At 68.0% G+C, this 25015-nt stretch carries 19 protein-coding genes; 6 read left to right on the forward strand and 13 right to left on the reverse strand.

Annotated features, from left to right (window positions below; all coding sequences use genetic code 11):
- Nucleotides 1-12: 12 nt before the first annotated feature.
- The 8 genes from rseP to rpsB form a co-directional block, all read right to left on the reverse strand.
- Nucleotides 13-1386, reverse strand: coding sequence for an RIP metalloprotease RseP (rseP, locus tag U4Z31_RS01135; RefSeq protein ID WP_321809227.1), 1374 nt, complete (start codon nt 1384-1386; stop codon nt 13-15).
- Between the two features lie 11 nt (nt 1387-1397).
- On the reverse strand, nt 1398-2594 hold the full coding sequence (locus U4Z31_RS01140) for a 1-deoxy-D-xylulose-5-phosphate reductoisomerase (RefSeq protein ID WP_044843772.1): 1197 nt from the start codon (nt 2592-2594) through the stop codon (nt 1398-1400).
- Nucleotides 2595-2609: 15 nt separating this feature from the next.
- Nucleotides 2610-3431 carry a phosphatidate cytidylyltransferase gene (locus tag U4Z31_RS01145; protein WP_124486187.1) on the reverse strand — a complete coding sequence of 274 codons (822 nt, stop codon included), beginning with the start codon at nt 3429-3431 and terminating at the stop codon, nt 2610-2612.
- Nucleotides 3425-4207, reverse strand: a complete 783-nt coding sequence (gene uppS, locus U4Z31_RS01150; RefSeq protein WP_044843774.1) for a polyprenyl diphosphate synthase — start codon at nt 4205-4207, stop codon at nt 3425-3427. Before uppS ends, U4Z31_RS01145 begins: the two co-directional genes overlap by 7 nt.
- Before the next feature lie 47 nt (nt 4208-4254).
- Nucleotides 4255-4815, reverse strand: a complete 561-nt coding sequence (gene frr / locus U4Z31_RS01155) for a ribosome recycling factor (RefSeq protein ID WP_006752152.1) — start codon at nt 4813-4815, stop codon at nt 4255-4257.
- Nucleotides 4816-4917: 102 nt separating this feature from the next.
- Nucleotides 4918-5631 carry a UMP kinase gene (gene pyrH, locus U4Z31_RS01160; protein ID WP_011885142.1) on the reverse strand — a complete coding sequence of 238 codons (714 nt, stop codon included), beginning with the start codon at nt 5629-5631 and terminating at the stop codon, nt 4918-4920.
- Nucleotides 5632-5787: 156 nt separating this feature from the next.
- A complete protein-coding gene (tsf, locus tag U4Z31_RS01165; RefSeq protein ID WP_321809228.1) occupies nt 5788-6669 on the reverse strand; it encodes a translation elongation factor Ts in 882 nt (293 codons plus the stop codon).
- 162 nt (nt 6670-6831) lie between these two features.
- A complete protein-coding gene (rpsB, locus tag U4Z31_RS01170) occupies nt 6832-7572 on the reverse strand; it encodes a 30S ribosomal protein S2 (protein WP_006483818.1) in 741 nt (246 codons plus the stop codon).
- A 368-nt stretch (nt 7573-7940) separates the two neighbouring features.
- On the opposite strand from rpsB, the gene map reads away from it, so the two are divergent.
- Genes map through U4Z31_RS01185 form a run of 3 tightly spaced genes read left to right on the forward strand, consistent with a single transcriptional unit; the run spans nt 7941 to nt 13401 of the window.
- Entirely contained in the window at nt 7941-8756 is an 816-nt protein-coding gene (gene map, locus U4Z31_RS01175; RefSeq protein ID WP_021159103.1) for a type I methionyl aminopeptidase, read from the forward strand.
- 54 nt (nt 8757-8810) lie between these two features.
- On the forward strand, nt 8811-11387 hold the full coding sequence (locus U4Z31_RS01180) for a [protein-PII] uridylyltransferase (RefSeq protein WP_044843776.1): 2577 nt from the start codon (nt 8811-8813) through the stop codon (nt 11385-11387).
- A gap of 16 nt (nt 11388-11403) precedes the next feature.
- Complete coding sequence (locus U4Z31_RS01185) at nt 11404-13401, forward strand: pseudouridine synthase (RefSeq protein WP_321809229.1); 1998 nt, start codon at nt 11404-11406, stop codon at nt 13399-13401.
- Between the two features lie 108 nt (nt 13402-13509).
- Here the strand turns inward: U4Z31_RS01185 and def are convergent, their stop codons facing one another.
- The 5 genes from def to U4Z31_RS01210 form a co-directional block, all read right to left on the reverse strand.
- Nucleotides 13510-14043 (reverse strand): peptide deformylase, encoded by a 534-nt coding sequence (gene def, locus U4Z31_RS01190; RefSeq protein WP_044847933.1) that lies wholly within the window; start codon nt 14041-14043, stop codon nt 13510-13512.
- Entirely contained in the window at nt 14040-16115 is a 2076-nt protein-coding gene (ligA, locus tag U4Z31_RS01195; RefSeq protein WP_321809230.1) for an NAD-dependent DNA ligase LigA, read from the reverse strand. Before ligA ends, def begins: the two co-directional genes overlap by 4 nt.
- A gap of 199 nt (nt 16116-16314) precedes the next feature.
- Nucleotides 16315-17610 (reverse strand): cell division protein ZipA C-terminal FtsZ-binding domain-containing protein, encoded by a 1296-nt coding sequence (locus tag U4Z31_RS01200; RefSeq protein WP_321809231.1) that lies wholly within the window; start codon nt 17608-17610, stop codon nt 16315-16317.
- 85 nt (nt 17611-17695) lie between these two features.
- A complete protein-coding gene (gene smc / locus U4Z31_RS01205) occupies nt 17696-21208 on the reverse strand; it encodes a chromosome segregation protein SMC (protein ID WP_044847936.1) in 3513 nt (1170 codons plus the stop codon).
- A 140-nt stretch (nt 21209-21348) separates the two neighbouring features.
- Nucleotides 21349-22290, reverse strand: coding sequence for a DMT family transporter (locus tag U4Z31_RS01210; protein ID WP_321809232.1), 942 nt, complete (start codon nt 22288-22290; stop codon nt 21349-21351).
- Between the two features lie 167 nt (nt 22291-22457).
- On the opposite strand from U4Z31_RS01210, the gene dapC reads away from it, so the two are divergent.
- From dapC to U4Z31_RS01225, 3 genes are read left to right on the forward strand one after another with little or no spacing between them, the layout of a single operon-like run.
- Nucleotides 22458-23690: a succinyldiaminopimelate transaminase gene (gene dapC, locus U4Z31_RS01215; RefSeq protein ID WP_044847938.1), complete on the forward strand. Its 1233-nt coding sequence runs from the start codon at nt 22458-22460 to the stop codon at nt 23688-23690.
- A 45-nt stretch (nt 23691-23735) separates the two neighbouring features.
- Nucleotides 23736-24563, forward strand: coding sequence for a 2,3,4,5-tetrahydropyridine-2,6-dicarboxylate N-succinyltransferase (gene dapD / locus U4Z31_RS01220; RefSeq protein WP_006478479.1), 828 nt, complete (start codon nt 23736-23738; stop codon nt 24561-24563).
- On the forward strand, nt 24563-24931 hold the full coding sequence (locus tag U4Z31_RS01225; RefSeq protein WP_044847939.1) for an ArsC family reductase: 369 nt from the start codon (nt 24563-24565) through the stop codon (nt 24929-24931). The genes dapD and U4Z31_RS01225 overlap by 1 nt, the downstream gene beginning before the upstream one ends.
- Nucleotides 24932-25015 lie beyond the last annotated feature (84 nt).

Raw genomic sequence — 25015 nt, forward strand, 5'->3', positions numbered from 1 at the left:
CCGCCTGACGCTTCAGAAATGGATTAACCGAGCCAGGTCGTTGAACAGCGCGATCGCCGACAACGCGACGATGCAGATCAACCCGGCTCTTTGCAGAATCAGCTGCCAGCGCTCCGATACGGCTTTCCCGGTCGCGGCTTCAACCAGATAATATAACAGATGCCCCCCGTCCAAAACGGGAATCGGCAGCAAGTTCAGCACCCCGAGGCTAATGCTGACAAGGGCGAGGAACGACAGGAAGGCCGACGGACCGAGCCGCGCGCTCTTGCCCGCGTAGTCCGCAATCGTCACCGGGCCGGACAGGTTCTTCAGCGACGCATCGCCCGTGATCATCCGCCCGAACATCCTCAGCGAGTAGACGGCGATGTCCCACGTGCGGTGCGCGCCGAGCCGCAGACTCTCGATCGGCCCGTAGCGCACGTCGACCGACGGCGTGTGCATCGACAGCGCCGCGCCGATGCGGCCGACCTGCTGTCCCGTTTCGTCGTCGCGCTGCGCCTTCGGCACGATCGACACTGTCCGGGAGGCACCGCCACGCTCGATCTGCAGTTCGACCGCCTGGCCCGCATGGTGCTTCACCGCGTCGATGAAGCGCGTGGCGCCGCCGATGGGCTTGCCGTCGAGCGCGAGCAGCTTGTCGCCGGCCTTCAGGCCCGCCTGCTCGGCCGCGCTGCCGGGCTGCACCGACGCCACCGACAGCGCGCCGCCGCCGGTCTCGAAGCCCAGGTGCATCATGAAATCGTCGTCGAGCGCGCTTTCGGGAACATTGCGCAGGTCGACGCGGAAGTCGAACGTCGCCGCGCCTCCGTCGCGCGCGCCGAGCACGACCTCGCGATGATCGAACGCGGCGGCCAGCAGCTTCCAGCGCAGGTCCGACCACGAGCGCACCGGCACGGCGTCGCCGCCCTGTGCGTCGCGAATGGACACGATCGTCTCGCTGCCGTCGAAGCCCGCGCGGGCCGCCGCCGTGCCGGCGGCCGGCGGCGCGAGCACCGCGGCCGGCTCGGTCACGCCGGTTGCGAATACGGCGGAAAACAGGACGATTGCCAACAGGAAGTTCGCGATCGGGCCGGCGGCGACGATCGCGATGCGCTTGAACACCGATTGCCGGTTGAACGCCTGGCCGAGCTCCTCGGGTTTGACGCCCGCCCCCGGCTCGCGCTCGTCGAGCATCTTCACGTAGCCGCCGAGCGGCAGCGCGGAGAGCGTCCATTCGGTGCCCGTCTTGCGGCTGACCCAGCGCGCGACGGGCTGGCCGAAGCCGATCGAGAAACGCAGCACCTTCACGCCGCACCAGCGCGCGACGCGATAATGTCCGTACTCATGCACGACGACCAGCACCCCGATCGCCACCGCAAACGCGATCAGTTCGACCAGCACGTTCATGAGCACCTCATTCAGACAGTGCGCTCCACGCGTGGCGCAGGCGCTTTCGCAATGATCTCGGCGGCGAGGCGGCGTGCCTCGGCATCCGCCGCAAGGACGTCGTCGAGCCCGTTCGGGTTGCGGTTCGGCAGTGCGTTGAGCACCGCGTCGACCGTCGCCGCGATCGCCATGAAGCCGATCCGGCGCTCGAGAAACGCTTCGACCGCGATTTCGTTCGCCGCGTTCAACGCGGCGCTCGCGATGCCGCCCTCCTCGAGCGCCTTCAGCGCGAGCGCGAGGCACGGGAAGCGCGTGTAGTCGGGCTTCTCGAACGACAGCTGGGCGATCTGCGCGAGGTCGAGCTGCTCGACACCGGCGTCGACGCGCTCCGGGAACGCCAGCGCGTGCGCGATCGGCGTACGCATGTCGGGGTTGCCGAGCTGCGCGAGCACCGAGCCGTCGCGGTACGACACGAGCGAATGGATCACGCTCTGCGGGTGGATCAGCACGTCGATCCGGTCGCCCGGCAGGCCGAAGATCCAGTGCGCCTCGATCACTTCGAGGCCCTTGTTCATCATCGTCGCGGAATCGACGGAAATCTTGCGGCCCATCACCCAGTTCGGATGCTTGCAGGCCTCGTCGGGCGTCACGTCGACGAGCGTGGCCGGCTCGCGCGTACGGAACGGGCCGCCCGACGCGGTCAGGATGATCTTCGAGATCCCGCCGTGCTCGTTCGCGTCGCGCGGCATGCACTGGAAGATCGCGTTGTGTTCGCTGTCGACCGGCAGCAGGATCGCGCCATGGTCGCGCACGGCGTCCATGAAGATCGCGCCCGACATCACGAGCGATTCCTTGTTCGCGAGCAGGATGCGCTTGCCGGCGCGCGCGGCCGCCAGGCTCGGCGCGAGGCCGGCCGCGCCGACGATCGCCGCGACGACCGTGTCGCAGCCGTCGCTGTTCGACACGTCGACGAGCGCCTGCGGCCCGTACAGCACCGTGGTCTTGTTGCCCGCCGCGCGCAGCTTCGCCTCGACGTGCGCTGCCGTGTTCGCATCGCCGACCACCGCGACTTCGGGTGCGAAGCGCAGGCACTGCTCGACGAGCTTGTCGCCATTGCGGTGCGCGGTCAACGCATAGACCGAGAAACGCTCGGGATGGCGGGCGACCACGTCGAGCGTGCTGTCTCCGATCGAGCCCGTGGAACCGAGCAGTGTCAGACGTTTTTGCATAACAGAAATAGTGGTTTAACCAAGCAGCAGCATTGCGAGCGGCAGCACCGGCAGCAGCGCGTCGACGCGGTCGAGCACGCCGCCGTGACCGGGCAGCAGGCCGCTCGAATCCTTCACGCCCGCCTGACGCTTGAGCAGCGACTCGAACAGGTCGCCGATCACGCTGTACGCAACCAGCAGCGTCAGCGCGGCCCACGCGCCGGGCATCCCGTAGCGCGTCGCGAATGCGGAAAACAGGGTCGGCTCGAACCAGTGCGCGGCCATCGCGGCTCCCGCGACGACCATCACGGCGAGCCAGCCGCCGATCGCGCCTTCCCAGCTCTTCCCGGGACTGATCGTAACGGCCAGTTTACGCTTTCCGAAGGCCTTGCCCGCGAAATATGCACCAATATCGGCCAGCCACACGACGAGCAGCAGCGAGAGCACGAACGGAACGCCCTGCGCACGCGCCGCGACGACCGCGTGCCAGCAGGCCGCGAACACCACGAGCCCGGCCGCGAGCAGGAACGGCCGCCACACGCCGCCCGCGAGCTCCGGCTTGCGCCGCAGCGAGAACGGGCCGACCAGCAGCCAGAACACGCCGGCCGCCATGAAAAGGGGACGGGACGAAGCGGCCTCGACGCCGAGCGGCGCGGTCGCCGCGAGCGCCAGCGCGGCGACGATCGCATAAACGACCGAACCGGCCGCGCCGAGCTTCAGCAGGCGCGCCCATTCCCACGCGGCGAACACGAGCACGACGCCGATCAGCGCGCCGAAGGCCGCGAGCGGCGCGAACAGCGTCACCGGCAGCAACACGGCCAGCATCACGACCGCCGTGATCACACGGGTCTTCAGCATGAAAGGGAATCGGCGTTCTGCGATTGCGGTTCGAGCTGCGCGCTGGTGCGCCCGAAACGGCGCTCGCGCTCGGTATACGACGCGATCGCGTCGGCCAGCGCCGCGCCGTCGAAATCCGGCCAGTATTTGTCGGTGAAATAGAATTCGGCGTACGCGAGCTGCCACAGCAGGAAATTGCTGACGCGCTGCTCGCCGCCGGTGCGGATGAAGAGATCGGGCTCCGGCGCATAGGCCATCGCCAGGTGCGGCGCGAACGCGTCTTCGGTCACCTCGACCTCGCGGCCCTCGCGCACGGCCTGCTCGACGAGTTTCTTCGTCGCCTGCAGGATGTCCCAGCGGCCGCCGTAGTTCGCGGCGATCGTCAGGGTCAGGCGGGTGTTGCGCGCCGTCTTGGTTTCGGCGCGGCGGATCAGTTCGCGGATACGCGGCTCGAAACGCTCAAGATCACCCACGACGCGCAGGCGGATCCCGTTCGCATGCAGCTTGCCGATCTCGCGCTCGAGCGCGGTGATGAACAGCCGCATCAGGAACGACACTTCGTCGTTCGGCCGGCGCCAGTTCTCCGAACTGAACGCGAACAGCGTCAGGTATTCGACGCCGGCGCGCGCGCAGCCTTCGACCACCGACCGCACGGCGTCGACGCCGCGAGTGTGCCCCGCGACGCGCGGCAAGCGGCGTTCGGTCGCCCAACGGCCGTTGCCGTCCATGATGATCGCGATATGACGCGGCACGGCGCCGACGTCAGGCACGCGAACGGTAGAGCTGGTATAGGTCATGGCCGTTGAGACAGTTGCGGGAAGAAGGCGGCGCGCGAGGACGGTCGTCAGACCGTCATGATCTCGGCTTCCTTGCTCTGCACGAGCTTGTCGACTTCGGCGACGTGCTTGTCGGTCAGCTTCTGCACGTCGTCGCTCGCACGGCGCTCGTCGTCTTCCGAGATTTCCTTGTCCTTAACGAGCTTCTTGAGCGCTTCGTTCGCGTCGCGGCGCAGGTTGCGGATCGCGACCTTGGCCGTTTCGCCTTCGCTCTTGACCACCTTGGTCAGCTCGCGGCGGCGCTCTTCCGTCAGCGCGGGCATCGGCACGCGAATCAGGTCGCCGGCCGTGGCCGGGTTCAGGCCCAGATCGGCTTCGCGGATGGCCTTCTCGACCTTCGCGACCATGTTCTTTTCCCACGGCTGCACGCCGATCGTGCGTGCGTCGACGAGCGTCAGGTTCGCAACCTGCGAGATCGGCACCATCGAACCGTAGTAGTCGACCTGCACGTGATCGAGCAGACCGGTATGCGCACGGCCCGTACGGATCTTCGCCAGATCGTTCTTGAACGCTTCGATCGAGCGCTGCATCTTCTGCTCTACGCCCTTCTTGACATCAGCGACACTCATTTCAACCTCCGAACCTTCCAACCTTCAATGAACGCGGGCCGCGCCCGGTGCGCCACGCACCACGGCCGGCGACCCGCGCCGCTTGCCCGCATCCGCGGGAGTTTACACGTGGACGAGCGTACCTTCGTCCTCGCCCAGCACGATGCGCTTGAGCGCGCCCGGCTTGTTGATCGAAAACACGCGGATCGGCAGCTTCTGGTCGCGGCACAGCGCGAAGGCCGTCGCGTCCATCACCTGCAGATTGCGGCTGATCGCCTCGTCGAAGCTGATCGTCGTGTAGCGCGTGGCCGACGGATCCTTCTTCGGATCGGCAGAATATACGCCATCGACCTTGGTCGCCTTCAAAACGACCTCGGCGCCCACTTCCGAACCGCGCAGCGCGGCGGCCGTGTCCGTCGTGAAGAACGGGTTGCCCGTGCCGGCCGCGAAGATCACGACCTTGCCTTCCTCGAGCTGGCGGATCGCGCGCGGCCGGATGTACGGCTCGACGACCTGATCCATGCGCAGCGCGGACTGCACGCGCGCGACGATGCCGGCATGGCGCATCGCGTCCTGCAGCGCCAGCGCGTTCATCATCGTCGCCAGCATCCCCATGTAGTCGGCCGTCGCGCGGTCCATGCCGGCCGCACCGCCCGCGACACCGCGGAAAATGTTACCGCCGCCGATCACGACCGCGAGTTGCGTACCGAGACCCACGACTTCGGCGATATCCGCCACCATCCGTTCGATCGTCGCGCGATTGATGCCGAAGGCATCGTCGCCCATCAGCGCTTCGCCGGAGAGTTTGAGGAGGACGCGTTTATAGGCATTGGACATAGGGGCTTCCGAGCGACGAGAGGATGACAACCACGAACTGTAGGGGCGAAATACTGATTCGGGCAAGCGCCGGCGACCGGACCGGGTTTCCCGGCCGGCCGGCGGCGCCGCCGGCCGCGGCGGAGCGGACGTCCGCCGCGGATACTGCCTGACTGCTTACTGCTGCTTTGCTGCTGCGACTTGCGCGGCCACTTCGGCGGCGAAGTCGTCCTGGCGCTTCTCGATGCCTTCGCCGACGACGAACAGCGCGAACTTCTGCACGGTCGCGTTCGCTGCCTTCAGCATCTGCTCGATCGTCTGCTTGTCGTTCTTCACGAACGTCTGGTTCAGCAGCGACACTTCCTTCAGGTACTTCTGGACGCTGCCGTCGACCATCTTCGCGACGATTTCAGCCGGCTTGCCCGATTCGGCAGCCTTCTGCTCGGCGACGCGGCGTTCCGTCTCGATCAGTTCCGCCGGCACGTCGGCCGACGACAGGGCGACCGGCTTCATCGCGGCGATGTGCATCGCGACGTCCTTGCCGACCTGCTCTTCCGCACCCGTGTACTCGACGATCACGCCGATACGCGCGCCGTGCAGGTACGTTGCGATCTTGTTCGCGGTTTCGAAACGGACGAAACGGCGGATCGAGACGTTCTCGCCGATCTTGCCGATCAGGGCCAGGCGGACTGCGTCGACCGTCGAACCGTCGAGCGACAGTGCCGACAGCGCTGCCACGTCGGCCGGGTTTTGCGTCGCGACGAGTTCTGCGACCGTCTTCGAGAATGCGAGGAAGTCGTCGTTCTTCGCGACGAAGTCGGTTTCGCAGTTCAGCTCGACCAGCGCGCCCGCGTTGCCGCCGACGAACGATGCGACGACGCCTTCTGCCGTCACGCGCGATGCCGCCTTGCTCGCCTTGTTGCCGAGCTTGACGCGCAGCAGCTCTTCAGCCTTGGCCAGGTCGCCGTCGGCTTCCGTCAGCGCCTTCTTGCACTCCATCATCGGTGCGTCGGTCTTTGCGCGCAGTTCTGCCACCATGCTTGCGGTAATTGCCGCCATCATTCGCTCCTTGAGTCTGTATTCACAACGCCGCCCGCTTGGACGCGAACGGCCGAAAATCGTTTCCGGACCCGCGCCGATTCGGCGCGATCAGGTCCGGCGCACAAGCTTAAAAAAAGGGGGCCTGTTGAGAGCCCCCTTTTTGCGCCGGCTCGGGGCCAGTTACGCGTTTTCCTCGACGTACTCGTCGTCGCCACGCGCTGCCTGGACCACTTCGTTGACCGCGTTCGCACGGCCTTCCAGGATCGCGTCGGCCACGCCTTCAGCGTACAGCGCGACTGCCTTGCTCGAGTCGTCGTTGCCCGGGATCACGTAGTCCACACCTTCCGGCGAGTGGTTCGTGTCGACCACGGCGATGACCGGCACGCCCAGCTTGTTCGCTTCCGTGACGGCGATCTTGTGGTAGCCGACGTCGACGACGAAGATTGCGTCCGGAATGCCGCCCATGTCCTTCACGCCGCCGATCGACTTCTGCAGCTTCGCGATTTCGCGTTCGAACAGCAGCGCTTCCTTCTTGCTCATCTTCTCGAGCTCGCCCGCCTCGACTGCCGCTTCCATGTCCTTCAGGCGCTTGATCGATACCTTCAGCGTCTTGAAGTTGGTCATCATGCCGCCGAGCCAGCGTGCGTTGACGTACGGCATGCCCGCACGTTGCGCTTCCTGGGCGATCGTGTCACGCGACTGGCGCTTCGTGCCGACGAACAGGATCGTGCCGCGGTTCGCTGCCAGCTGGCGCACGTACTTCTGTGCGTCCGTGAACATCGGCAGCGTCTTTTCGAGGTTGATGATGTGAATCTTGTTGCGGTGACCGAAAATGAACGGAGCCATCTTCGGGTTCCAGAAGCGCGTCTGGTGACCGAAGTGGACACCCGCTTCCAGCATTTGGCGCATCGTGACTGCCATGTAAATTCTCCACGAGGGTTGGGTCTTAAGCCGGCTGCCGTACCGCCGCGCGTTCCGCGCGGCCGGCACCCTGGTTGCGCCGGCTTGCGATTCGGCACGTGCGAAACTGCCCGTGCCGCAAGCCTTTCATCCCGATGCCGTCGCGATACCGCCCCACATCAGGGCATGTTCGGCATTTGGATGTCGACTTAGCCAAAGAGTATAGCACGCCGATTTGTCGGCTCTCAAGTCGCCCGCCACTTTCGCTTGCCGCGCGGCAGCCGGCCGGACAATCCGCGAAAACCCGCACCGGCACCGCCGGCAGGGGCTGCGAGGCCCGCCATAAGGTGCGATAATCCGTCAATTCACCGCATTCCAGGCATACCTCGATGGCTATTACGCTCAAAAACGAACACGACATCGCCGAGATGCGCGTCGCCTGCCGTCTCGCGAGCGAAGTGCTCGACTTCATCACGCCGCACGTCGTCGCGGGCATCACGACCGCCGAACTCGACCGGCTCTGTCACGAATTCATGCTCAACGAGCAGGGCACGATCCCCGCGCCGCTGAACTACCAGCCGCCCGGCTATCCGCCGTACCCGAAGGCCACCTGCATCTCGGTCAACGACGTGATCTGCCACGGCATTCCCGGCGAGAAGGTGATCAAGAACGGCGACGCGCTGAACATCGACATCACCGTGATCAAGAACGGCTACTTCGGTGACACCAGCCGGATGTTCATCGTCGGCGAAGGCTCGATCCTCGCGAAGCGCCTCGTGCAGACCACCTACGAGTGCATGTGGCTCGGCATCGACCAGGTCAAGCCCGGCGCGCACCTCGGCGACATCGGCTACGCGATCCAGAAGCATGCCGAAGCGCAGGGCTACAGCGTCGTGCGCGAATACTGCGGCCACGGCATCGGCACGGTGTTCCACGAGGATCCGCAGGTCGTCCACTACGGCCGCCCGGGCACCGGCATCGAGCTGAAGGCCGGGATGATCTTCACGATCGAGCCGATGATCAACGCCGGCAAGCGCGACATCCGCACGATGCCCGACCAGTGGACGGTCAAGACGCGCGATCGCAGCCTGTCCGCGCAATGGGAGCACACGGTGCTCGTCACCGAAACGGGCTACGAGGTGCTGACCGTGTCCGCCGGCACGCCGGCACGCCCGGTGTTCGCGCAACCGGCCGCCGCAGTCTGAGCGCCGTCGCGCCCGCCCCGCCCACCCCTCACCCGCTGACCTGAACGGCCGCCCATGAGCGCTCACGCCGCCCCCTCGCCCGCAGCGCTGTCGCGGCGCGCCGAATTCAAGGCCGCCAAGGCCGACCTGCTCGAGCGCTTTCGCAGCGCGACGAACGTCACATCGCTGATGCACGCGCTGTCGAGACTCACCGACGATGCGCTCAAGCGCGTGTGGGACGACTGCGGGCTGCCCGCGACGCTCGCGCTCGTCGCCGTCGGCGGTTACGGGCGCGGCGAGCTCGCGCCCCACTCCGACGTCGACATCCTGGTGCTGCTGCCCGATGCGCACGACCCGGCGCTCGACGCGCGGATCGAGCGCTTCATCGGGATGGCGTGGGATCTCGGCCTCGAGATCGGCAGCAGCGTGCGCACGGTCGAGCAATGCATCGAGGAGGCGTCGCAGGACGTCACCGTGCAGACCTCGCTGCTCGAGGCGCGCCGCATCGTCGGCAGCACCGCGCTGTTCGAGCGCTTCACCGTGCGGTATCACGAGGCGCTCGACGCGCGCGCCTTCTTCACCGCGAAGGTGCTCGAGATGCGCCAGCGCCACGCGAAGTTCCAGGACACGCCGTACAGCCTCGAGCCGAACGTGAAGGAGAGCCCCGGCGGGCTGCGCGACCTGCAGACGATCCTGTGGATCGCGCGCGCGGCCGGCTTCGGCAGCAGCTGGCGCGAGCTCGACACGCGCGGCCTCATCACCGATCGCGAAGCGCGCGAGCTGCGCCGCAACGAAGGATTCCTGAAGACGCTGCGCGCGCGGCTGCACGTGATCGCCGGGCGCCGCCAGGACATGCTCGTGTTCGACCTGCAGACGCAGGCCGCCGAGAGCTTCGGTTACCGGCCGACGCAGGCCAAGCGCGCGAGCGAGCAGCTGATGCGCCGCTACTACTGGGCCGCGAAAGCAGTCACGCAGCTGGCGACGATCCTGATCCAGAACATCGAGGCGCAGCTGTTCCCCGCGACGAGCGGCATCACGCGTGTGCTGTCGCCCGATCGCTTCGTCGAGAAGCAGGGCATGCTCGAGATCGTCGACGACGGCGTGTTCGAACGCCATCCCGACGCGATCCTCGAGGCGTTCCTGCTGTACGAGGCAACCCGCGGCGTGAAGGGCCTGTCCGCCCGCACGCTGCGCGCGCTCTACAACTCGCGCGAGATCATGAACCACACGTGGCGGCGCGATCCGCAGAACCGCCGCACGTTCATGCAGATCCTGCAGCAGCCCGAAGGCATCACGCATGCGTTCCGGCTGATGAACCAGACGAGCGTGCTCGGCCGCTACCTGCTGAATTTCCGCCGCATCGTCGGCCAGATGCAGCACGACCTGTACCACGTGTACACGGTCGACCAGCACATCCTGATGGTGTTGCGCAACATCCGCCGCTTCGCGGTGGCCGAGCATGCGCACGAGTACCCGTTCTGCAGCCAGCTGATCGGCAACTTCGAGCGCCCGTGGGTGCTGTACGTCGCGGCGCTGTTCCACGACATCGCGAAAGGCCGCGGCGGCGACCACTCGACGCTCGGGATGGCCGACGCGCGGCGCTTCTGCCGCGAGCACGGGATCACCGGCGACGACGCGTCGCTGATCGTGTGGCTCGTCCAGCATCACCTGACGATGAGCCAGGTCGCGCAGAAGCAGGACACGAGCGACCCGGAAGTCATCAAGCGCTTCGCCGAAGTCGTCGGCAACGAGCGCTACCTCACCGCGCTCTACCTGCTGACCGTCGCCGATATCCGCGGCACGAGCCCGAAGGTGTGGAACACGTGGAAGGGCAAGCTGCTCGAGGACCTGTACCGCATCACGCTCGCGGTGCTCGGCGGAGCGAACCCCGACGCGCATTCGGAACTGAAGTCGCGGCAAGAGCAGGCGCTCGCGCTGCTGCGCCTCGAGACCGTGCCCGACGACGCGCACCGCGCGCTGTGGGACCAGCTCGACGTCGGCTTCTTCCTGCGTCACGACGCGGCCGACATCGCATGGCAGACGCGCGTGCTGTACCGGCACGTGAACGCCGAGACCGCGATCGTGCGCGCGCGGCCGTCGCCGATCGGCGACGCGCTGCAGGTGCTCGTGTACGTGAAGGACCGCCCCGACCTGTTCGCGGGCATCTGCGCGTACTTCGACCGCAACGGGCTGTCGGTGCTCGATGCGCGTGTCAGCACGACGCGGCACGGCTATGCGCTCGACAACTTCATCGTCACGCAGACCGAACGCGACGTGCGCTACCGCGACATCGCGAATCTCGTCGAACAGCAACTCGCGGCGCGCCTTGCCGAAACCGCGTCGCTGCCGGAGCCGTCCAAGGGCCGCCTGTCGCGGTTGTCGCGGACGTTTCCGATCACGCCGCGCGTCGACCTCCGGGCCGACGAGCGCGGCCAGTACTACATCCTGTCCGTGTCCGCCAACGACCGGCCGGGCCTTCTCTATTCGATCGCGCGCGTCCTGGCCGAGCATCAGGTCGGCGTCCACGCGGCGCGGATCAATACGCTCGGCGAACGCGTCGAGGACATCTTCCTGCTCGACGGTGCCGGCCTGTCCGACAACCGCCTGCAGATCCAGCTCGAAACCGAATTGCTGCGCGCGATCGCAGTCTGAATGAATCCCAGCGTTTATGCGCACCAAATTAACCGTCAAGAATCCGAAGCCGGCGTCGCCGACCCGCGCCCCTGTCCGCTCCGGCAGCCTCGTCGCCCGCAAGGCGGTGCGCCCCGCCACGCTACCCGCAGGCGACAAGCCGGCGCGCCCGAAGAAGGCCGCGCCGGCCGCCGCCGGCGAACGCTCGTTCAAGCCGCGCGGCGCGGCAGGCGCCGAGCGCCCGGGCGCGGATCGCGCACCGGCCAAGCGTGCGCCGCGTGAGGGCGGTGCCGAACGCGGCACGCGCGCGCCGTATCGCGACAACGCAGCCGGCGAAGGGGCGAAGCGCAGCTTCGGCGACCGTCGCACGTCGTCGGATCGCCCGCCGCGTCGCGATGACGATGCACGTCCGCGTCGCGCGGGTGGCGAAGGCGGCGCACGTGCGCCGTATCGTGACAACGCGTTCGGCGAAGGCGCAAAACGCAGTTTCGGCGACCGTCGCACGTCGTCGGATCGTCCGCCGCGCCGTGACGACGATGCACGTCCGCGTCGCGCGGGTGGCGAAGGCGGCCCGCGTGCGCCCTATCGCGACAACGCATCCGGCGAAGGCGCAAAACGCAGCTTCGGCGACCGTCGCACGTCGTCGGATCGCCCGCCCCGTCGTGACGACGATGCACGTCCGCGTCGCGCGGGTGGCGAAGGTGGCGCACGTGCGCCGTATCGCGACAATGCATCCGGCGAAGGGGCGAAGCGCAGTTTCGGCGACCGCCGCACGTCGTCAGATCGTCCGCCCCGTCGTGACGACGATGCACGTCCGCGTCGTGCGGGTGGCGAAGGCGGCCCGCGTGCGCCCTATCGCGACAACGCATCCGGCGAAGGCGCAAAACGCAGTTTCGGCGACCGTCGCACGTCGTCGGATCGCCCGCCGCGTCGCGACGACGATGCACGTCCGCGTCGCGCGGGTGGCGAAGGCGGCGCACGTGCGCCCTATCGCGACAACGCATCCGGCGAAGGCGCAAAACGCAGCTTCGGCGACCGTCGCACGTCGTCCGATCGCCCGCCGCGTCGTGATGACGACGCCCGCCCGCGCCGCGCAGGCGCCGATGAAGGCAAACGCCCGTCCTATCGCGACAAGGCATCCGGCGAAGGCGCGAAGCGCAGCTTCGGCGACCGCCCGGCGCGCCCCGCACGCGACGGCGAACGCCGCTCGTTCGGTGCGGTCAAGACCGCGCAACCGGTCAAGCGCGCGGCGGCCGAAGTCGACCACGGCGACGAAACCGGCCTGATGCGCCTGTCGAAGCGCATGTCCGAACTCGGCCTGTGCTCGCGCCGCGAAGCCGACGAGTGGATCGAAAAGGGCTGGGTGCTCGTCGACGGCGAACGCATCGACACGCTCGGCACCAAGGTCCGCCCGGACCAGAAGATCGAGATCGACGAGCGCGCGAGCGCCGCGCAGGCCGCGCAGGTGACGATCCTGTTGCACAAGCCGGTCGGCTACGTGTCGGGTCAGGCGGAAGACGGCTATGAGCCGGCATCGGTGCTGATCACGCGCGCCAACCAGTGGAGCGGCGACCGCTCGCCGCTGCGCTTCTCGCCGCAGCACCTGCACGCGCTCGCGCCGGCCGGCCGGCTCGACATCGACTCCACCGGCCTGCTCGTACTGACGCAGAATGGCGTGATCGCCAAGCAGCTGATCGGCGAGCAGTCGGACATCGACAAGGAGTATCTGGTGCGCGTGCGCTTCGGCGAACGGCTGATCGACATCGACCAGCACTTCCCCGCGGAATCGCTCGCGAAGCTGCGCCACGGCCTCGAACTCGACGGCGTCCCGCTGAAGCCGGCGATGGTCAGCTGGCAGAACGGCGAACAGCTGCGTTTCGTGCTGCGTGAAGGCAAGAAGCGCCAGATCCGCCGCATGTGCGAACTGGTCGGTCTCGAAGTGATCGGCCTGAAGCGCGTGCGGATGGGCCGCGTGATGCTCGGCGCGCTGCCGCAGGGGCAATGGCGCTACCTGTCGGCCGACGAGTCGTTCTGACAGCGGGCACGCGCTGCGTGCCGCACCATGAAACAAGCCCGCGCAAGCGGGCTTTTTCATATCCGGTACGAAACCACACGCAACGCGGCGCGCGCAGCCGCATCAAGGTCAGTCGTCGGCGGCCGGATCGAGCCCCGGGAACAGCACCTCGGTGAAGCCGAAGCGCGTGAAGTCGGTGATCCGCATCGGATACAGCTTGCCGATCAGGTGATCGTATTCGTGCTGGACGACCCGCGCATGGAAGCCTTCCGCGACACGGTCGAGCTTCGCGCCGAACTGGTCGAAGCCGCTGTAACGCACCTTCGCGTAGCGGCTGACGACGCCGCGCATGCCCGGCACCGACAGACAGCCTTCCCAGCCCTCTTCCATGTCCGGCGGCATGTACTCGAGCTTCGGGTTGATCAGCACGGTCTCGGGCACCGGCGGCGCGTCCGGATAACGGTTGTTGCTGCCGAAGCCGAAGATGATGATCTGCAGCCCGACGCCGATCTGCGGCGCGGCAAGCCCCGCGCCGTTCGCGTGATGCATCGTCTCGAACATGTCCGCGACGATCTCGTGCAGTTCGGGGGTGTCGAACCGCTCGACCGGCTTGGCGACTTCGAGCAGGCGCGGATCGCCCATCTTCAGGATCTCGCGAATCATGGCGTGTTGCCCTCCAGGAGTTGGTGCAGTCCGTCTTCGTCCAGCACGGGGATGCCGAGTTCCTCGGCCTTCGCGAGCTTGCTGCCGGCGTCGGCGCCCGCGACCACATAATCCGTCTTCTTCGATACCGAGCCCGCGACTTTCGCGCCGGCCGCTTCGAGCATCTCCTTCGCCGCGTCGCGCGTGAGGTTCGGCAGCGTGCCCGTCAGCACGACCGTCTTGCCGGCGAGCACGCCCTGCGGCGCCTTCGGCGCGGGCGGGCCTTCGGGCCAGGTGACCTTGCCGGGCGCGCGCAATTGCTCGATCACCGTGCGGTTGTGCTCTTCCGCGAAGAACTGGTGAATCGACTCGGCCACGATCGGCCCGACGTCGTTCACTTCGAGCAGTTCCTCGATCGACGCGTCCATGATCGGGGTCAGCGACCCGAAATGCTTCGCGAGATCCTTCGCGGTGGATTCGCCGACATGGCGGATCCCGAGCCCATAGATGAAGCGCGCGAGCGTCGTGTGCTTCGCCTTCTCGAGCGAGTCGAGCAGATTCTGCGCGGACTTCTCGGCGAACCGGTCGAGTTCAGCGAGCGTCGCGAAACCGAGATTGAACAGGTCGGCCGGCGTGCGCACGAGATTCAGTTCGACGAGCTGATCGATGATCTTCTCGCCGAGCCCGTCGATGTCGAGCGCGCGGCGCTGCGCGAAGTGCCACAGCGCCTGCTTGCGCTGCGCCGGGCAGAACAGCCCGCCCGTGCAGCGCGCGATCGCCTCGTCCGGCAGGCGCTCGATCTTCGAGCCGCACACCGGGCACTCGGTCGGCATCACGAACTCGGCCGCGTCCGCCGGCCGGCGCTCGAGCAACGCACCGACGACCTCGGGGATCACGTCGCCCGCGCGCCGCACGATCACGGTATCGCCGATCCGGATGTCCTTGCGGCGCACTTCGTCCTCGTTGTGCAGCGTCGCGTTGGTCACCGTCGCGCCGCCGACGAACACGGGTTCGAGCCGCGCGACCGGCGTGATCGCGCCCGTGCGGCCGACCTGCACGTCGATCGCGACCAGCTTCGTCAGCGCTTCCTGCGCCGGAAACTTGTGCGCGAGCGCGAAGCGCGGCGCGCGCGACACGAAGCCGAGGCGGTCCTGCTCGTCGCGCCGGTTCACCTTGTAGACGACGCCGTCGATGTCGTACGGCAGCGACTCGCGCTTCTCGCCGACCTTGCGGAAGAAGCCGAGCAGGCCATCGGCGCCCTGCACGACCGCGCGTTCGCGGTTCACCGGCAGGCCGAGCGTTTCGTACCAGTCGAGCAGCGCGCTGTGCGTGTCCGGCATCGGCATCCCGTCGAGCCTGCCGACCCCGTACGCGAAGAACGACAGCGGACGCTGCGCGGTGATCTTCGGGTCGAGCTGGCGCAGGCTGCCGGCCGCCGCATTGCGCGGGTTCGCGAATTCGCGCTGCTCGGCCGCGCGCTGGCGTTCGTTCAGGCGTGCGAAATCACGCTTGAACATCAGCACCTCGCCGCGCACGTCGAGCACGGCCGGCACATGCTTGCCCTTCAGCTTCAGCGGGATCGAGCGGATCGTGCGGACGTTCTCGGTCACGTCCTCGCCGGTCGTGCCGTCGCCGCGCGTCGACGCCTGCACGAACACGCCCTGCTCGTAGCGCAGCGAGATCGCGAGCCCGTCGAACTTCAGCTCGCACGCGTATTCGACCGGGTCCGTCACCGAGCCGGCGAGATCGGTCGTCTTGTCGAGCGCATCGGCGACGCGCTTGTCGAATGCGACGATGTCCTCGTCGGCGAAACCGTTGTTCAGCGACAGCATCGGCGCGTCGTGGACGACCGGCGTGAAACCGCCCGCCACTTCGCCGCCGACGCGCTGCGTCGGCGAATCGGGCGTCACGAGTTCGGGATGATCGGTTTCGAGTTGCTGCAGCTCGCCGAACAGCCGATCGTATTCGGCGTCGGGCAGGTCCGGCTGGTCGAGCACGTAATAGGCGTAATTCGCCCGCTCGAGTTGGTCGCGCAGCCACGCGGCACGCGCGTCGGGCTGGCTGGCTGGCGGTTCGGCTTGGGTTCGGGCCATGCTGGCGGCAGATTCGTTCTGAAAAATCGGATGTTCGATTATCTCAGTTTGACGCCGCGACGGGGGCGCGCGATGACGCCGCGACGGGGGCGCGCGATGCATGCCGCGCAGGCCCGCTGCGGCGCACCCAGGCGGTGTGTGTGCACTGCAGCAGCGACCGACGGGCGACGGCACGTCAGGCCGCCGCCCGTGCAACGCGTTACTGGCTGAAGAGACGGCGCGTGACCGGCGAACCGGCCGGGATGCCCGCTTCCTCGAGCTTCGCGTACAGCTTCATCAGTTGCTGGTCGATCGCGACGAGCGTCGATTCCGGCAGCGGCCGGCGCGAATCGTCGACGACCCGCGCGCCGATCCGCTCGGACAGCGACTTCGCGTAATCGCACATCAGCCGGAACGGCAGGATGTCCTCTTCGGCGACCGGCACGTCGAGCACCAGCGTGATCATGTTGCCGCCCTTGTAGGTCAGGTCGTCGCGCAGGAAGTTCGTGTCGCCGAACTGCAGCATGAACACGGGGTTCTGCTTCGCGTCGAGCTTCACGAACCGCGTGCCGTCGCGCGACAGCAGCAGCCCGTCCTGGGACGCGACGGCCTGCACGTAGTTCGCCGACCACGGCGCGCCGTCCGACATCACGTTGATCGACAACTGCGCGTCGCACTGCGCGGCAAAGCCGTCGAGCTCGCGCGCCATCGCGACCGTCTCCATCATGTCGGGGAATTCCGGTGCGCCGTCGATCGTGTCGGCGAACTGCTGGACGCCCGTCACGAACTCGGAGAATTCGAGCTCGTTCAGCGCGCCGCTGCGGTTCGCGAGCTGCGCGGCCGCGCGCAGCTCTTCATAGCGCACGCCGTTCTGCAGCAGCTCCCATTGGCCGCCTTCCGGCTTGCCTTCGATATGCACGGGCTTGCTGCCCGCGCGGCGCAGCCGCTGCGCGGCCGGCAGGATCTTGTCGCCCGGCAGCGGCGCGCCGAGGCGAATCGGCACGATGCAGTCGATCCGGCGGTCGACGATCGCGGGCGGCGCCGACGAAATCGTCGTGGCGGCCGGCAGCACGGGTTCGGCCGGTTCGTGCGATGCGGCGGCGGCCGGCGCTTCCTGCGCGGCGGCGGCGGCGGCATCGTCGACGGCCTGCTCGGCCGACTCGGTCGACCCCGACGGCGCGTCGCCCCCGGTGGCTTCGGCCTGCAGGTCGGCCGGCGTGTCGGCAGGCGCCACGCCGCCGAAGGTCGGCTCGACGCGCGCGGCTTCGACCGGCGCGCTCGCGGCGGCGGCGGCCGGTGCCGGCGCCGCGGGCTCGCGGCGTGCGGGCTGGCGCACCGGCTCGATGAACGGCAGCTCTTCGTCGCGCTCGGGGCGATTCATCGCCTCGACCGCCTCTTCCGGCATCGGGCGCGGCATCCTGCGCCGCACCTTCGCACCCTGCCACGCGTTGTAGACCACGACGCCGCCCACCACGACGGCGCCCGCGCCGATCAAACCGAGTGTCAACTCGTCCATGCACGCTCCATCAGCAATTCTTGTTCGTCGGAACCGCGAACGGGCGCCCATGCGCCGCGCGAACGCGGTCCGGTTTCTTCAAACGTCAATTCTGGGCAAAACCCGCGGCGGTTTCCATGTCCACCGCGACGATCCGCGACACGCCCTGCTCCTGCATCGTCACGCCGATCAGTTGCTGCGCCATCTCCATCGCGATCTTGTTGTGCGAGATGAAGAGGAACTGCGTCTTGTCGGACATCGCGCGCACGAGATTCGCGAAACGCTCGGTGTTCGCGTCGTCGAGCGGCGCGTCGACCTCGTCGAGCAGACAGAACGGCGCCGGGTTCAACTGGAACATCGCGAACACCAGTGCGGTGGCGGTCAGCGCCTTTTCGCCGCCCGACAGCAGGTGGATGGTCGCGTTCTTCTTGCCCGGCGGCTGCGCCATCACCTGCACGCCCGCATCGAGGATTTCGTCGCCCGTCATGATCAGCTTCGCCTGGCCGCCGCCGAACAGGCGCGGGAACAGGTCGCTGAAGTGACGGTTGACCTCGTCGAAGGTACCCTGCAGCAGCGTGCGGGTTTCCTGGTCGATCTTGTGGATCGCATCCTCGAGCGTCGTGATCGCGTCGGTCAGGTCGGCCGACTGCGCATCGAGGAACACCTTGCGCTCGCTCGCGGCCTTCAGCTCGTCGAGCGCGGCCATGTTGACCGGACCCAGCGCGTTGATTGCGTTGTTCAGGCGCGTGACCTCGCCCTGCAGGTACGACGGTTTCAGGTCCGGCGTCAGCTTCTCGCGCAGCGCTTCCTCGTCGACCTCGGCCGCCGCGAGCTGCTCGGCAAACTGCTCGACGGACAGGCGCGCGGCCTGCTCCTTCAGCTGCAGCTCGGTGATGCGGTCGCGCAGCGGCTGCAGCGAACGCTCGGCGACGAGACGCTGCTCGTCCGACGCGCGCAGCTTCGCGGTCAGGTCGTCGAGTTCGATCCGTGCCGCCTGCAGCGCCTCTTCCTTCACCGCGCGAATTTCGAGCGCGTCCTGCAGGCCCGTGTGCGCGGTCTGCTCGTTGATCGTTTCGAGTTCGGCGCGCGCGTCTTCCAGCGACGCGGCGACGCGCTCGCTCTGCTCGTGCGCGACCTGGATGCTGCGCTTCAGTTCGTCGATGCGCGTGACCGCGTTGCGCGCGGCGAAACGCGCGTCGTTCGCGCCGCGCTCGAGGTCGCGCGCTTCCTGGCGCGCCTGCGTCAGCGATTCGTCGAGCGCCTCGAACGCGAGCTGGTTGTCCTCGAAGCGCGCCTGCAGCTCCGCGAGTTCGCCGTCGAAGCGCTCGAAGTTCGCTTCCGATTCCGCGCGCAATGCGCGCTGCTCGTCGATCTGCGCGCCGATCTCCTCGAGTTCCTCGCGGATCTGCGTGCTGCGCTGCGTGTAGCGTTCATGCGCCTGGGCGAGCTTCAGCACGTCCATCTGCAATGCATGCACGCGCTGGGTCGCGCGTTCGGCCTGCGCGCGCACGTCGCCGAGCGCCTGCGTGGCCTGCGTGTGTGCGGCTTCCGCGCGCACCGCCGCCGTGCGGGCCTCGTCGGCGAGCAGCGCCTGCGCGCGCACCTGGCGCGTCAGGTTCTCGATCTCCTGCTGGCGGGCCAGCATCCCGGCCTGCTCCGAATCGGCCGCGTACAACTGCACGCCGACACGCGTGACGATGTGGCCGGCCTTCACGACGAACGCGCCGCCGGCCGGCAGTTGCGCGCGCGTCGCGAGTGCCTGCGCGACGTCGTCGGCGACGTACACGTTGCCGAGCCAGTCGTTCAGCACCGCGCGGATGCCTGCATCGTCGATGCGCACGAGCGACAGCACCGGGCGCAGCCCGGCCGCGGCGGCCGGCGGCTCGCCGGCCACGGGCGGCGCGTAGAACGCGAGCTTCGCGGGCGGCGCATCGGTCGCGAACGCCTTCACCCAGTCGAGATTCGACACTTCGAGCGCGGCGAGGCGCTCGCGCAGCACGGCCTCGAGCGCCGCTTCCCAGCCGGCCTCGACGTGCAGCTTCTTCCAGAGACGCGGCAGCGCGCCGAGCTCGTGCTTGTCCAGCCACGGCTGGATCTTGCCTTCGGTCTGCACGTTCTCCTGCAGCTGCTTGAGCGCGGCGAGCCGCGCCTCGAGCTGGTGGATCTGCGCGCTTTCGGCCTGCACGCGCTCCTGGGCCGCGCGGCGCTCGCCGTCGAGGCGCGGTACCGTTTCCTGCGCATCGGCGAGGCGCGCTTGGGCTTCGGCGAGGATTTCTTCCTGCTCGGCGAGCTGCATGCGCAGTTCTTCGAGCTGCGCCTCGTCGGGCGCGTCGAGCCCGCCCGCCTCGGACTTCAGGCGCTCGTGGCGCTGCTGAAGCTGCTGGAGCTGCTGGTCGGCATTGCGCTGGTGCGCAGCCTCGAGCTTCAGCGACTGTTCGGTCTGCGCGATCCGCGCGCGCTCGTCGTTGAGCTGCGCCTGCGCATCGCGCCATTTCGCCTCGAGCGCCGGCAGCGCGTCGTGTTTCGCGGCCGCGTTGTCTTCGGCGAGCGCGGCCTTCTCGTCGGCCATCGCGCGCGCTTCCTCGGCTTCCTCGAGCTCGTCCTGCGCCTTCTCGGCCTGCGCGCGCCACTGCTCGCGCTGCGCGTTCAGCGCGGCGATCTGCGCCTGCACGCGGTTGCGCGATTCGACGATGAACTTGATCTCGGCCTCGAGGCGGCTCACTTCGGCGTTGGCCTCGTAGAGCGCGCCCTGCGCGCCCTGCATCGCGTCGCTCGCCGAGTAATGCGCGACCCGCAGCGTCTCGAGCTGCGATTCGACCTCGCGCAGTTTCGCCGTCTGCGCCTCGAGGTCGATCTGCGCCTGCTCGATCGCGCGCTGCTGCTTCTGCTGCTCGCCGGCGGCCTCGTTCTTGCGCAGCAGCCACAACAGGCGCTGCTTCTCCTCGCCGTCGGCGACGAGTTCCTTGTACTTGGTCGCGACGACGGCCTGCGCCTCGAGCTTCTCGAGGTTCGCGCCGAGCTCGCGGACGATGTCCTCGACGCGCGTCAGGTTCTCGCGCGTGTCGTGCAGGCGGTTCTCGGTCTCGCGGCGGCGCTCCTTGTACTTCGACACGCCCGCGGCTTCCTCGAGGAACACGCGCAGCTCTTCCGGCTTCGCCTCGATGATCCGCGCGATCATGCCCTGCCCGATGATCGCGTACGCGCGCGGCCCGAGGCCCGTGCCGAGGAAGATGTCCTGGATGTCGCGGCGACGCGCCGGCAGGTTGTTGATGTAGTAGCTCGACGTGCCGTCGCGCGTCAGCACGCGCTTCACGGCGATCTCGCCGTACTGGCCCCACTGCCCGGCCGCGCGGCCGTCGGAATTGTCGAAGATCAGTTCGACGCTGGCCCGGCTGCCGGGCTTGCGGGCGGTCGAGCCGTTGAAGATCACGTCCTGCATCGACTCGCCGCGCAGCTCGGACGCGCGCGACTCGCCGAGCACCCAGCGCACGGCATCGATGATGTTGGACTTGCCGCACCCGTTCGGGCCCACCACGCCGACAAGCTGGCCCGGAACCTGGAAATGCGTGGGATCGACGAAGGATTTGAAGCCAGCGAGTTTGATCGAGCTCAGACGCACGGCGGTATCGGATGTGAAGAAGAGGTGAAACGGACGGGGCCGCGACGCGCGGGGCCGGACGGCCCTGCGCGCGATGCGCCCCGGAATTCAAAAGCGGGGCCGCGCGCATCTCAAGCGTTGGGCCCCGCAAACGGCTTCCATCATACCATCGCGCGTGCGCCGTCCCGCCCGTCGCCGGGTTTGCCCGATGCCGGCGCGGCACGATGGACCCGGCTCGACAGCAGCGTCGCCAGCACGATACAGGCGCCGCCCGCCCACTCTCGCGCGCTCGGCAGTTCGCTCGCGAACACCCACGCCGACAGCGCGGTGATCACGATCTCGAACAGCATGATGATCGACGCGCGGTTCGCCGGCACGCGCGCGAGCCCGTATTGCACGAGCAGGTTGTTGGCGGCCATCGTCACGCCGATCGCGGCGATGATCGCTGCCGCGACGCCGAGCTGGCTTCCCGCCGGCGCGGCCGGCAGCCCCTCGAACAGCGACGCGACCGCGCCGAACACCGCCGCGCCGCCGAACAGCGTCGCCGTACGCATCTCGGCGCGCATCTCCGGCAGCTCGCGGCTCGCCTTGATCACGAGCACGTTGCTCATCGCGAAACTCAGGCCGGCCGCGAGCCCCGCCCATTCGGCCGGGTTGGCCGGCAGCGGCACGCCGAGCTGCGGCGACCACAGCATCAGCATCGCGCCGCCGATCGACAGCGCCGCGAGCGCCGCGCCGGCCCAGGTCAGCCGCTCGCGCAGCAGGAAATGCGCGTAGATCGCGGTCCATGCCGGGGTCAGGTAGAACAGCAGCATCACGCGCAGCACTTCGCCGTGGATCGTGCCCCACACGAAACCGAGATTGGTCACGCCCGCCGTGATCGCGATGCCCGGCAGCACCCAGTGCCAGCGCAGCGTGGCGATCGTGCGGTGCCGCACGACGACCACGAACAGGAACGCGACCGTGCTCGTCAGCGCGCTCGCCAGCGTGCCGGTGAGCCCGAGCGACGCGAGAATCCGCAGCGGATACCAGATCAGGCCCCATACCGACGCGCCGATCAGGATGGCCAGCGTCGGCAGGCTGCCGCGTACCGCGTTATTCATTTGATTCGCTACCCTTTATTCGAGCGGCCCGGCCGCCGTTCCGGCGGGCCGCGACCGCATTGCGTCACGTTATAATCGTCCGCTGCGAGCCGCGCGCCGTCGGCGCCCGCCCGCAGCCGTGCGGCACCCGCGCCGCCCCTTTCGCCCTTTCGCTCCAACCGGCCGCGATGGCCGCTTCGCCCGTGAACCCTCGACTCGACTCGCTCCAGCCCTATCCCTTCGAAAAGCTGCGCGCCCTGTTCAAGGACGTGACGCCTTCCGGCGACCTGAAACCGATCAGCTTCGGCATCGGCGAGCCCAAGCACCCGACGCCGGCGCTGATCCGCGACGCCGTGGTCGCCGCGCTCGACGGTCTCGCGTCGTACCCGGCCACGGCCGGCTCGGACGCGCTGCGCACGTCGATCGCACACTGGCTCGAGCGCCGCTACGGGCTGCCGGCAATCGACCCGGCGACGCAGGTGCTGCCGGTGTCGGGCTCCCGCGAGGCGCTGTTCTCGCTCGCGCAGACGGTGATCGACGCGCGCCCGCGCGCGGACGGCAAGAAGGCGATCGTACTCTGTCCGAATCCGTTCTATCAAATTTACGAAGGCGCGGCGCTGCTGGCCGGTGCCGAACCCTATTTCGCGAACAGCGACCCGGTCCGCAACTTCGCGTGCGACTACGCGGCCGTGCCCGATGAAGTGTGGGCGCGCACCCAGCTGCTGTACGTGTGCTCGCCGGGCAACCCGACGGGCGCCGTGCTGACGCTCGACGACTGGCGCGAGCTGTTCGCGCTGTCCGACCGCCACGGTTTCGTGATCGCGTCCGACGAGTGCTATTCGGAGATCTATTTCGACGAAGCGGCGCCGCCGCTCGGCGGCCTCGAGGCCGCGCACCGCCTCGGCCGCGGCTTCGAGCGGCTCGTGATGCTGTCGAGCCTGTCGAAGCGCTCGAACGTGCCGGGCATGCGCTCGGGCTTCGTCGCCGGCGATGCCGCGCTGCTGAAAAAATTCCTGCTGTACCGCACGTACCACGGCGCCGCGCTGTCGCCGGTCTGGCAGCACGCGAGCATCGCCGCGTGGAACGACGAGGCGCACGTGCGCGAGAACCGCGCGCTGTACCTGCAGAAGTTCAGCACGGTCACGCCGATGCTGGCCGACGTGATCGACGTGAAGCTGCCTGACGCCGCGTTCTACCTGTGGGCCAACGTCGCGCGCACCGGCCTGTCGGACACCGAGTTCGCCCGCCGCCTGTACGCCGACTATAATGTGACGGTTCTGCCCGGCTCGTACCTCGCGCGCGATGCGCACGGCACGAATCCGGGCCGCGATTTCATCCGGATCGCGCTCGTCGCGGGCACCCCCGAATGCGTCGAGGGCGCGCAACGCATCGTCGATTTCTGCCGGGCTCTCGCGCGGTAAGACGTCCATCCCGATCAATTCCATTCATCTCCTGCGAAAACGAACATGTCGCAACAACTTCAGCAAATCATCGATACCGCCTGGGAAAACCGCGCCGAGCTGTCGCCGAAGGCCGCGCCCGCCGACGTCCGCGAAGCCGTCGCTCACGCGATCGAGCAGCTCGACAAGGGTGCACTGCGCGTCGCCGAGAAGATCGACGGCAACTGGACCGTCCATCAGTGGCTGAAGAAGGCCGTGCTGCTGTCGTTCCGCCTGGAGGACAACGCACCGATGCCGGCGGGCGGCTACTCGCAGTTCTACGACAAGGTGCCGTCGAAGTTCGCGAACTACACGGCCGAAGACTTCGCCGCGGGCGGCTTCCGCGTCGTGCCGCCGGCCATCGCGCGCCGCGGCTCGTTCATCGCGAAGAACGTCGTGCTGATGCCGTCGTACACCAACATCGGCGCGTACGTCGACGAAGGCACGATGGTCGACACGTGGGCGACGGTCGGCTCGTGCGCGCAGATCGGCAAGAACGTGCACCTGTCGGGCGGCGTCGGCATCGGCGGCGTGCTCGAGCCGCTGCAGGCCAACCCGGTCATCATCGAAGACAACTGCTTCATCGGCGCGCGCTCGGAAGTCGTCGAAGGCGTGATCGTCGAGGAGAACTCGGTGATCTCGATGGGCGTGTACCTCGGCCAGAGCACCAAGATCTACGATCGCGAAACGGGCGAAGTCAGCTACGGCCGCATCCCGGCCGGCTCGGTCGTCGTCGCCGGCAACCTGCCGTCGAAGGACGGCTCGCACAGCCTGTACTGCGCGGTGATCGTGAAGAAGGTCGACGCGAAGACCCGCGCGAAGGTCGGCCTGAACGAGCTGCTGCGAGGCGACTGATGGCCAAGCCGCGCACCGTGGTCGTCTACGGCATTCCGAACTGCGACACCGTGAAGAAGGCCCGCGTGTGGCTCGACGATCACGGCGTCGAGTTCGAGTTCCACGACTTCAAGAAGCTCGGCGTCAGCGCACCGCTGGTCGAAGACTGGCTGAAGGACGTATCGCTCGACGCGCTCGTGAACAAGCGCGGCACGACGTGGCGCGGCCTGGACGACGCCATGAAGGCGGCCGCGGAAACGAAGTCCGGCGCGGTTGCGCTGATGATCCACAAGCCGTCGGTCATCAAGCGCCCCGTGCTCGTCGTCAACGGCCGCGTGAAATCGCTCGGCTTCGTGGCCGATCAGTACGCGGCGCTGTTTGCCGCCTAGGCGGCCCGCGCGGCGCCCGCGCTGCACACGACGCCTCATCGCTGCCGGCCACCGCGCCGGCATTTTTTATCGAAAGTGGTCCGA

Source organism: Burkholderia sp. BCC1985 (genome assembly GCF_905339915.1).
GTDB lineage: Bacteria > Pseudomonadota > Gammaproteobacteria > Burkholderiales > Burkholderiaceae > Burkholderia.

Coding starts and splice junctions, on each gene's coding strand:
- rseP (WP_321809227.1), bottom strand. CDS start 1,386: ATGAACGTGCTGGTCGAACTGATCGCGTTTGCGGTGGCGATCGGGGTG.
- U4Z31_RS01140 (WP_044843772.1), bottom strand. CDS start 2,594: ATGCAAAAACGTCTGACACTGCTCGGTTCCACGGGCTCGATCGGAGAC.
- U4Z31_RS01145 (WP_124486187.1), bottom strand. CDS start 3,431: ATGCTGAAGACCCGTGTGATCACGGCGGTCGTGATGCTGGCCGTGTTG.
- uppS (WP_044843774.1), bottom strand. CDS start 4,207: ATGACCTATACCAGCTCTACCGTTCGCGTGCCTGACGTCGGCGCCGTG.
- frr (WP_006752152.1), bottom strand. CDS start 4,815: ATGAGTGTCGCTGATGTCAAGAAGGGCGTAGAGCAGAAGATGCAGCGC.
- pyrH (WP_011885142.1), bottom strand. CDS start 5,631: ATGTCCAATGCCTATAAACGCGTCCTCCTCAAACTCTCCGGCGAAGCG.
- tsf (WP_321809228.1), bottom strand. CDS start 6,669: ATGGCGGCAATTACCGCAAGCATGGTGGCAGAACTGCGCGCAAAGACC.
- rpsB (WP_006483818.1), bottom strand. CDS start 7,572: ATGGCAGTCACGATGCGCCAAATGCTGGAAGCGGGTGTCCACTTCGGT.
- map (WP_021159103.1), top strand. CDS start 7,941: ATGGCTATTACGCTCAAAAACGAACACGACATCGCCGAGATGCGCGTC.
- U4Z31_RS01180 (WP_044843776.1), top strand. CDS start 8,811: ATGAGCGCTCACGCCGCCCCCTCGCCCGCAGCGCTGTCGCGGCGCGCC.
- U4Z31_RS01185 (WP_321809229.1), top strand. CDS start 11,404: ATGCGCACCAAATTAACCGTCAAGAATCCGAAGCCGGCGTCGCCGACC.
- def (WP_044847933.1), bottom strand. CDS start 14,043: ATGATTCGCGAGATCCTGAAGATGGGCGATCCGCGCCTGCTCGAAGTC.
- ligA (WP_321809230.1), bottom strand. CDS start 16,115: ATGGCCCGAACCCAAGCCGAACCGCCAGCCAGCCAGCCCGACGCGCGT.
- U4Z31_RS01200 (WP_321809231.1), bottom strand. CDS start 17,610: ATGGACGAGTTGACACTCGGTTTGATCGGCGCGGGCGCCGTCGTGGTG.
- U4Z31_RS01210 (WP_321809232.1), bottom strand. CDS start 22,290: ATGAATAACGCGGTACGCGGCAGCCTGCCGACGCTGGCCATCCTGATC.
- dapC (WP_044847938.1), top strand. CDS start 22,458: ATGGCCGCTTCGCCCGTGAACCCTCGACTCGACTCGCTCCAGCCCTAT.
- dapD (WP_006478479.1), top strand. CDS start 23,736: ATGTCGCAACAACTTCAGCAAATCATCGATACCGCCTGGGAAAACCGC.
- U4Z31_RS01225 (WP_044847939.1), top strand. CDS start 24,563: ATGGCCAAGCCGCGCACCGTGGTCGTCTACGGCATTCCGAACTGCGAC.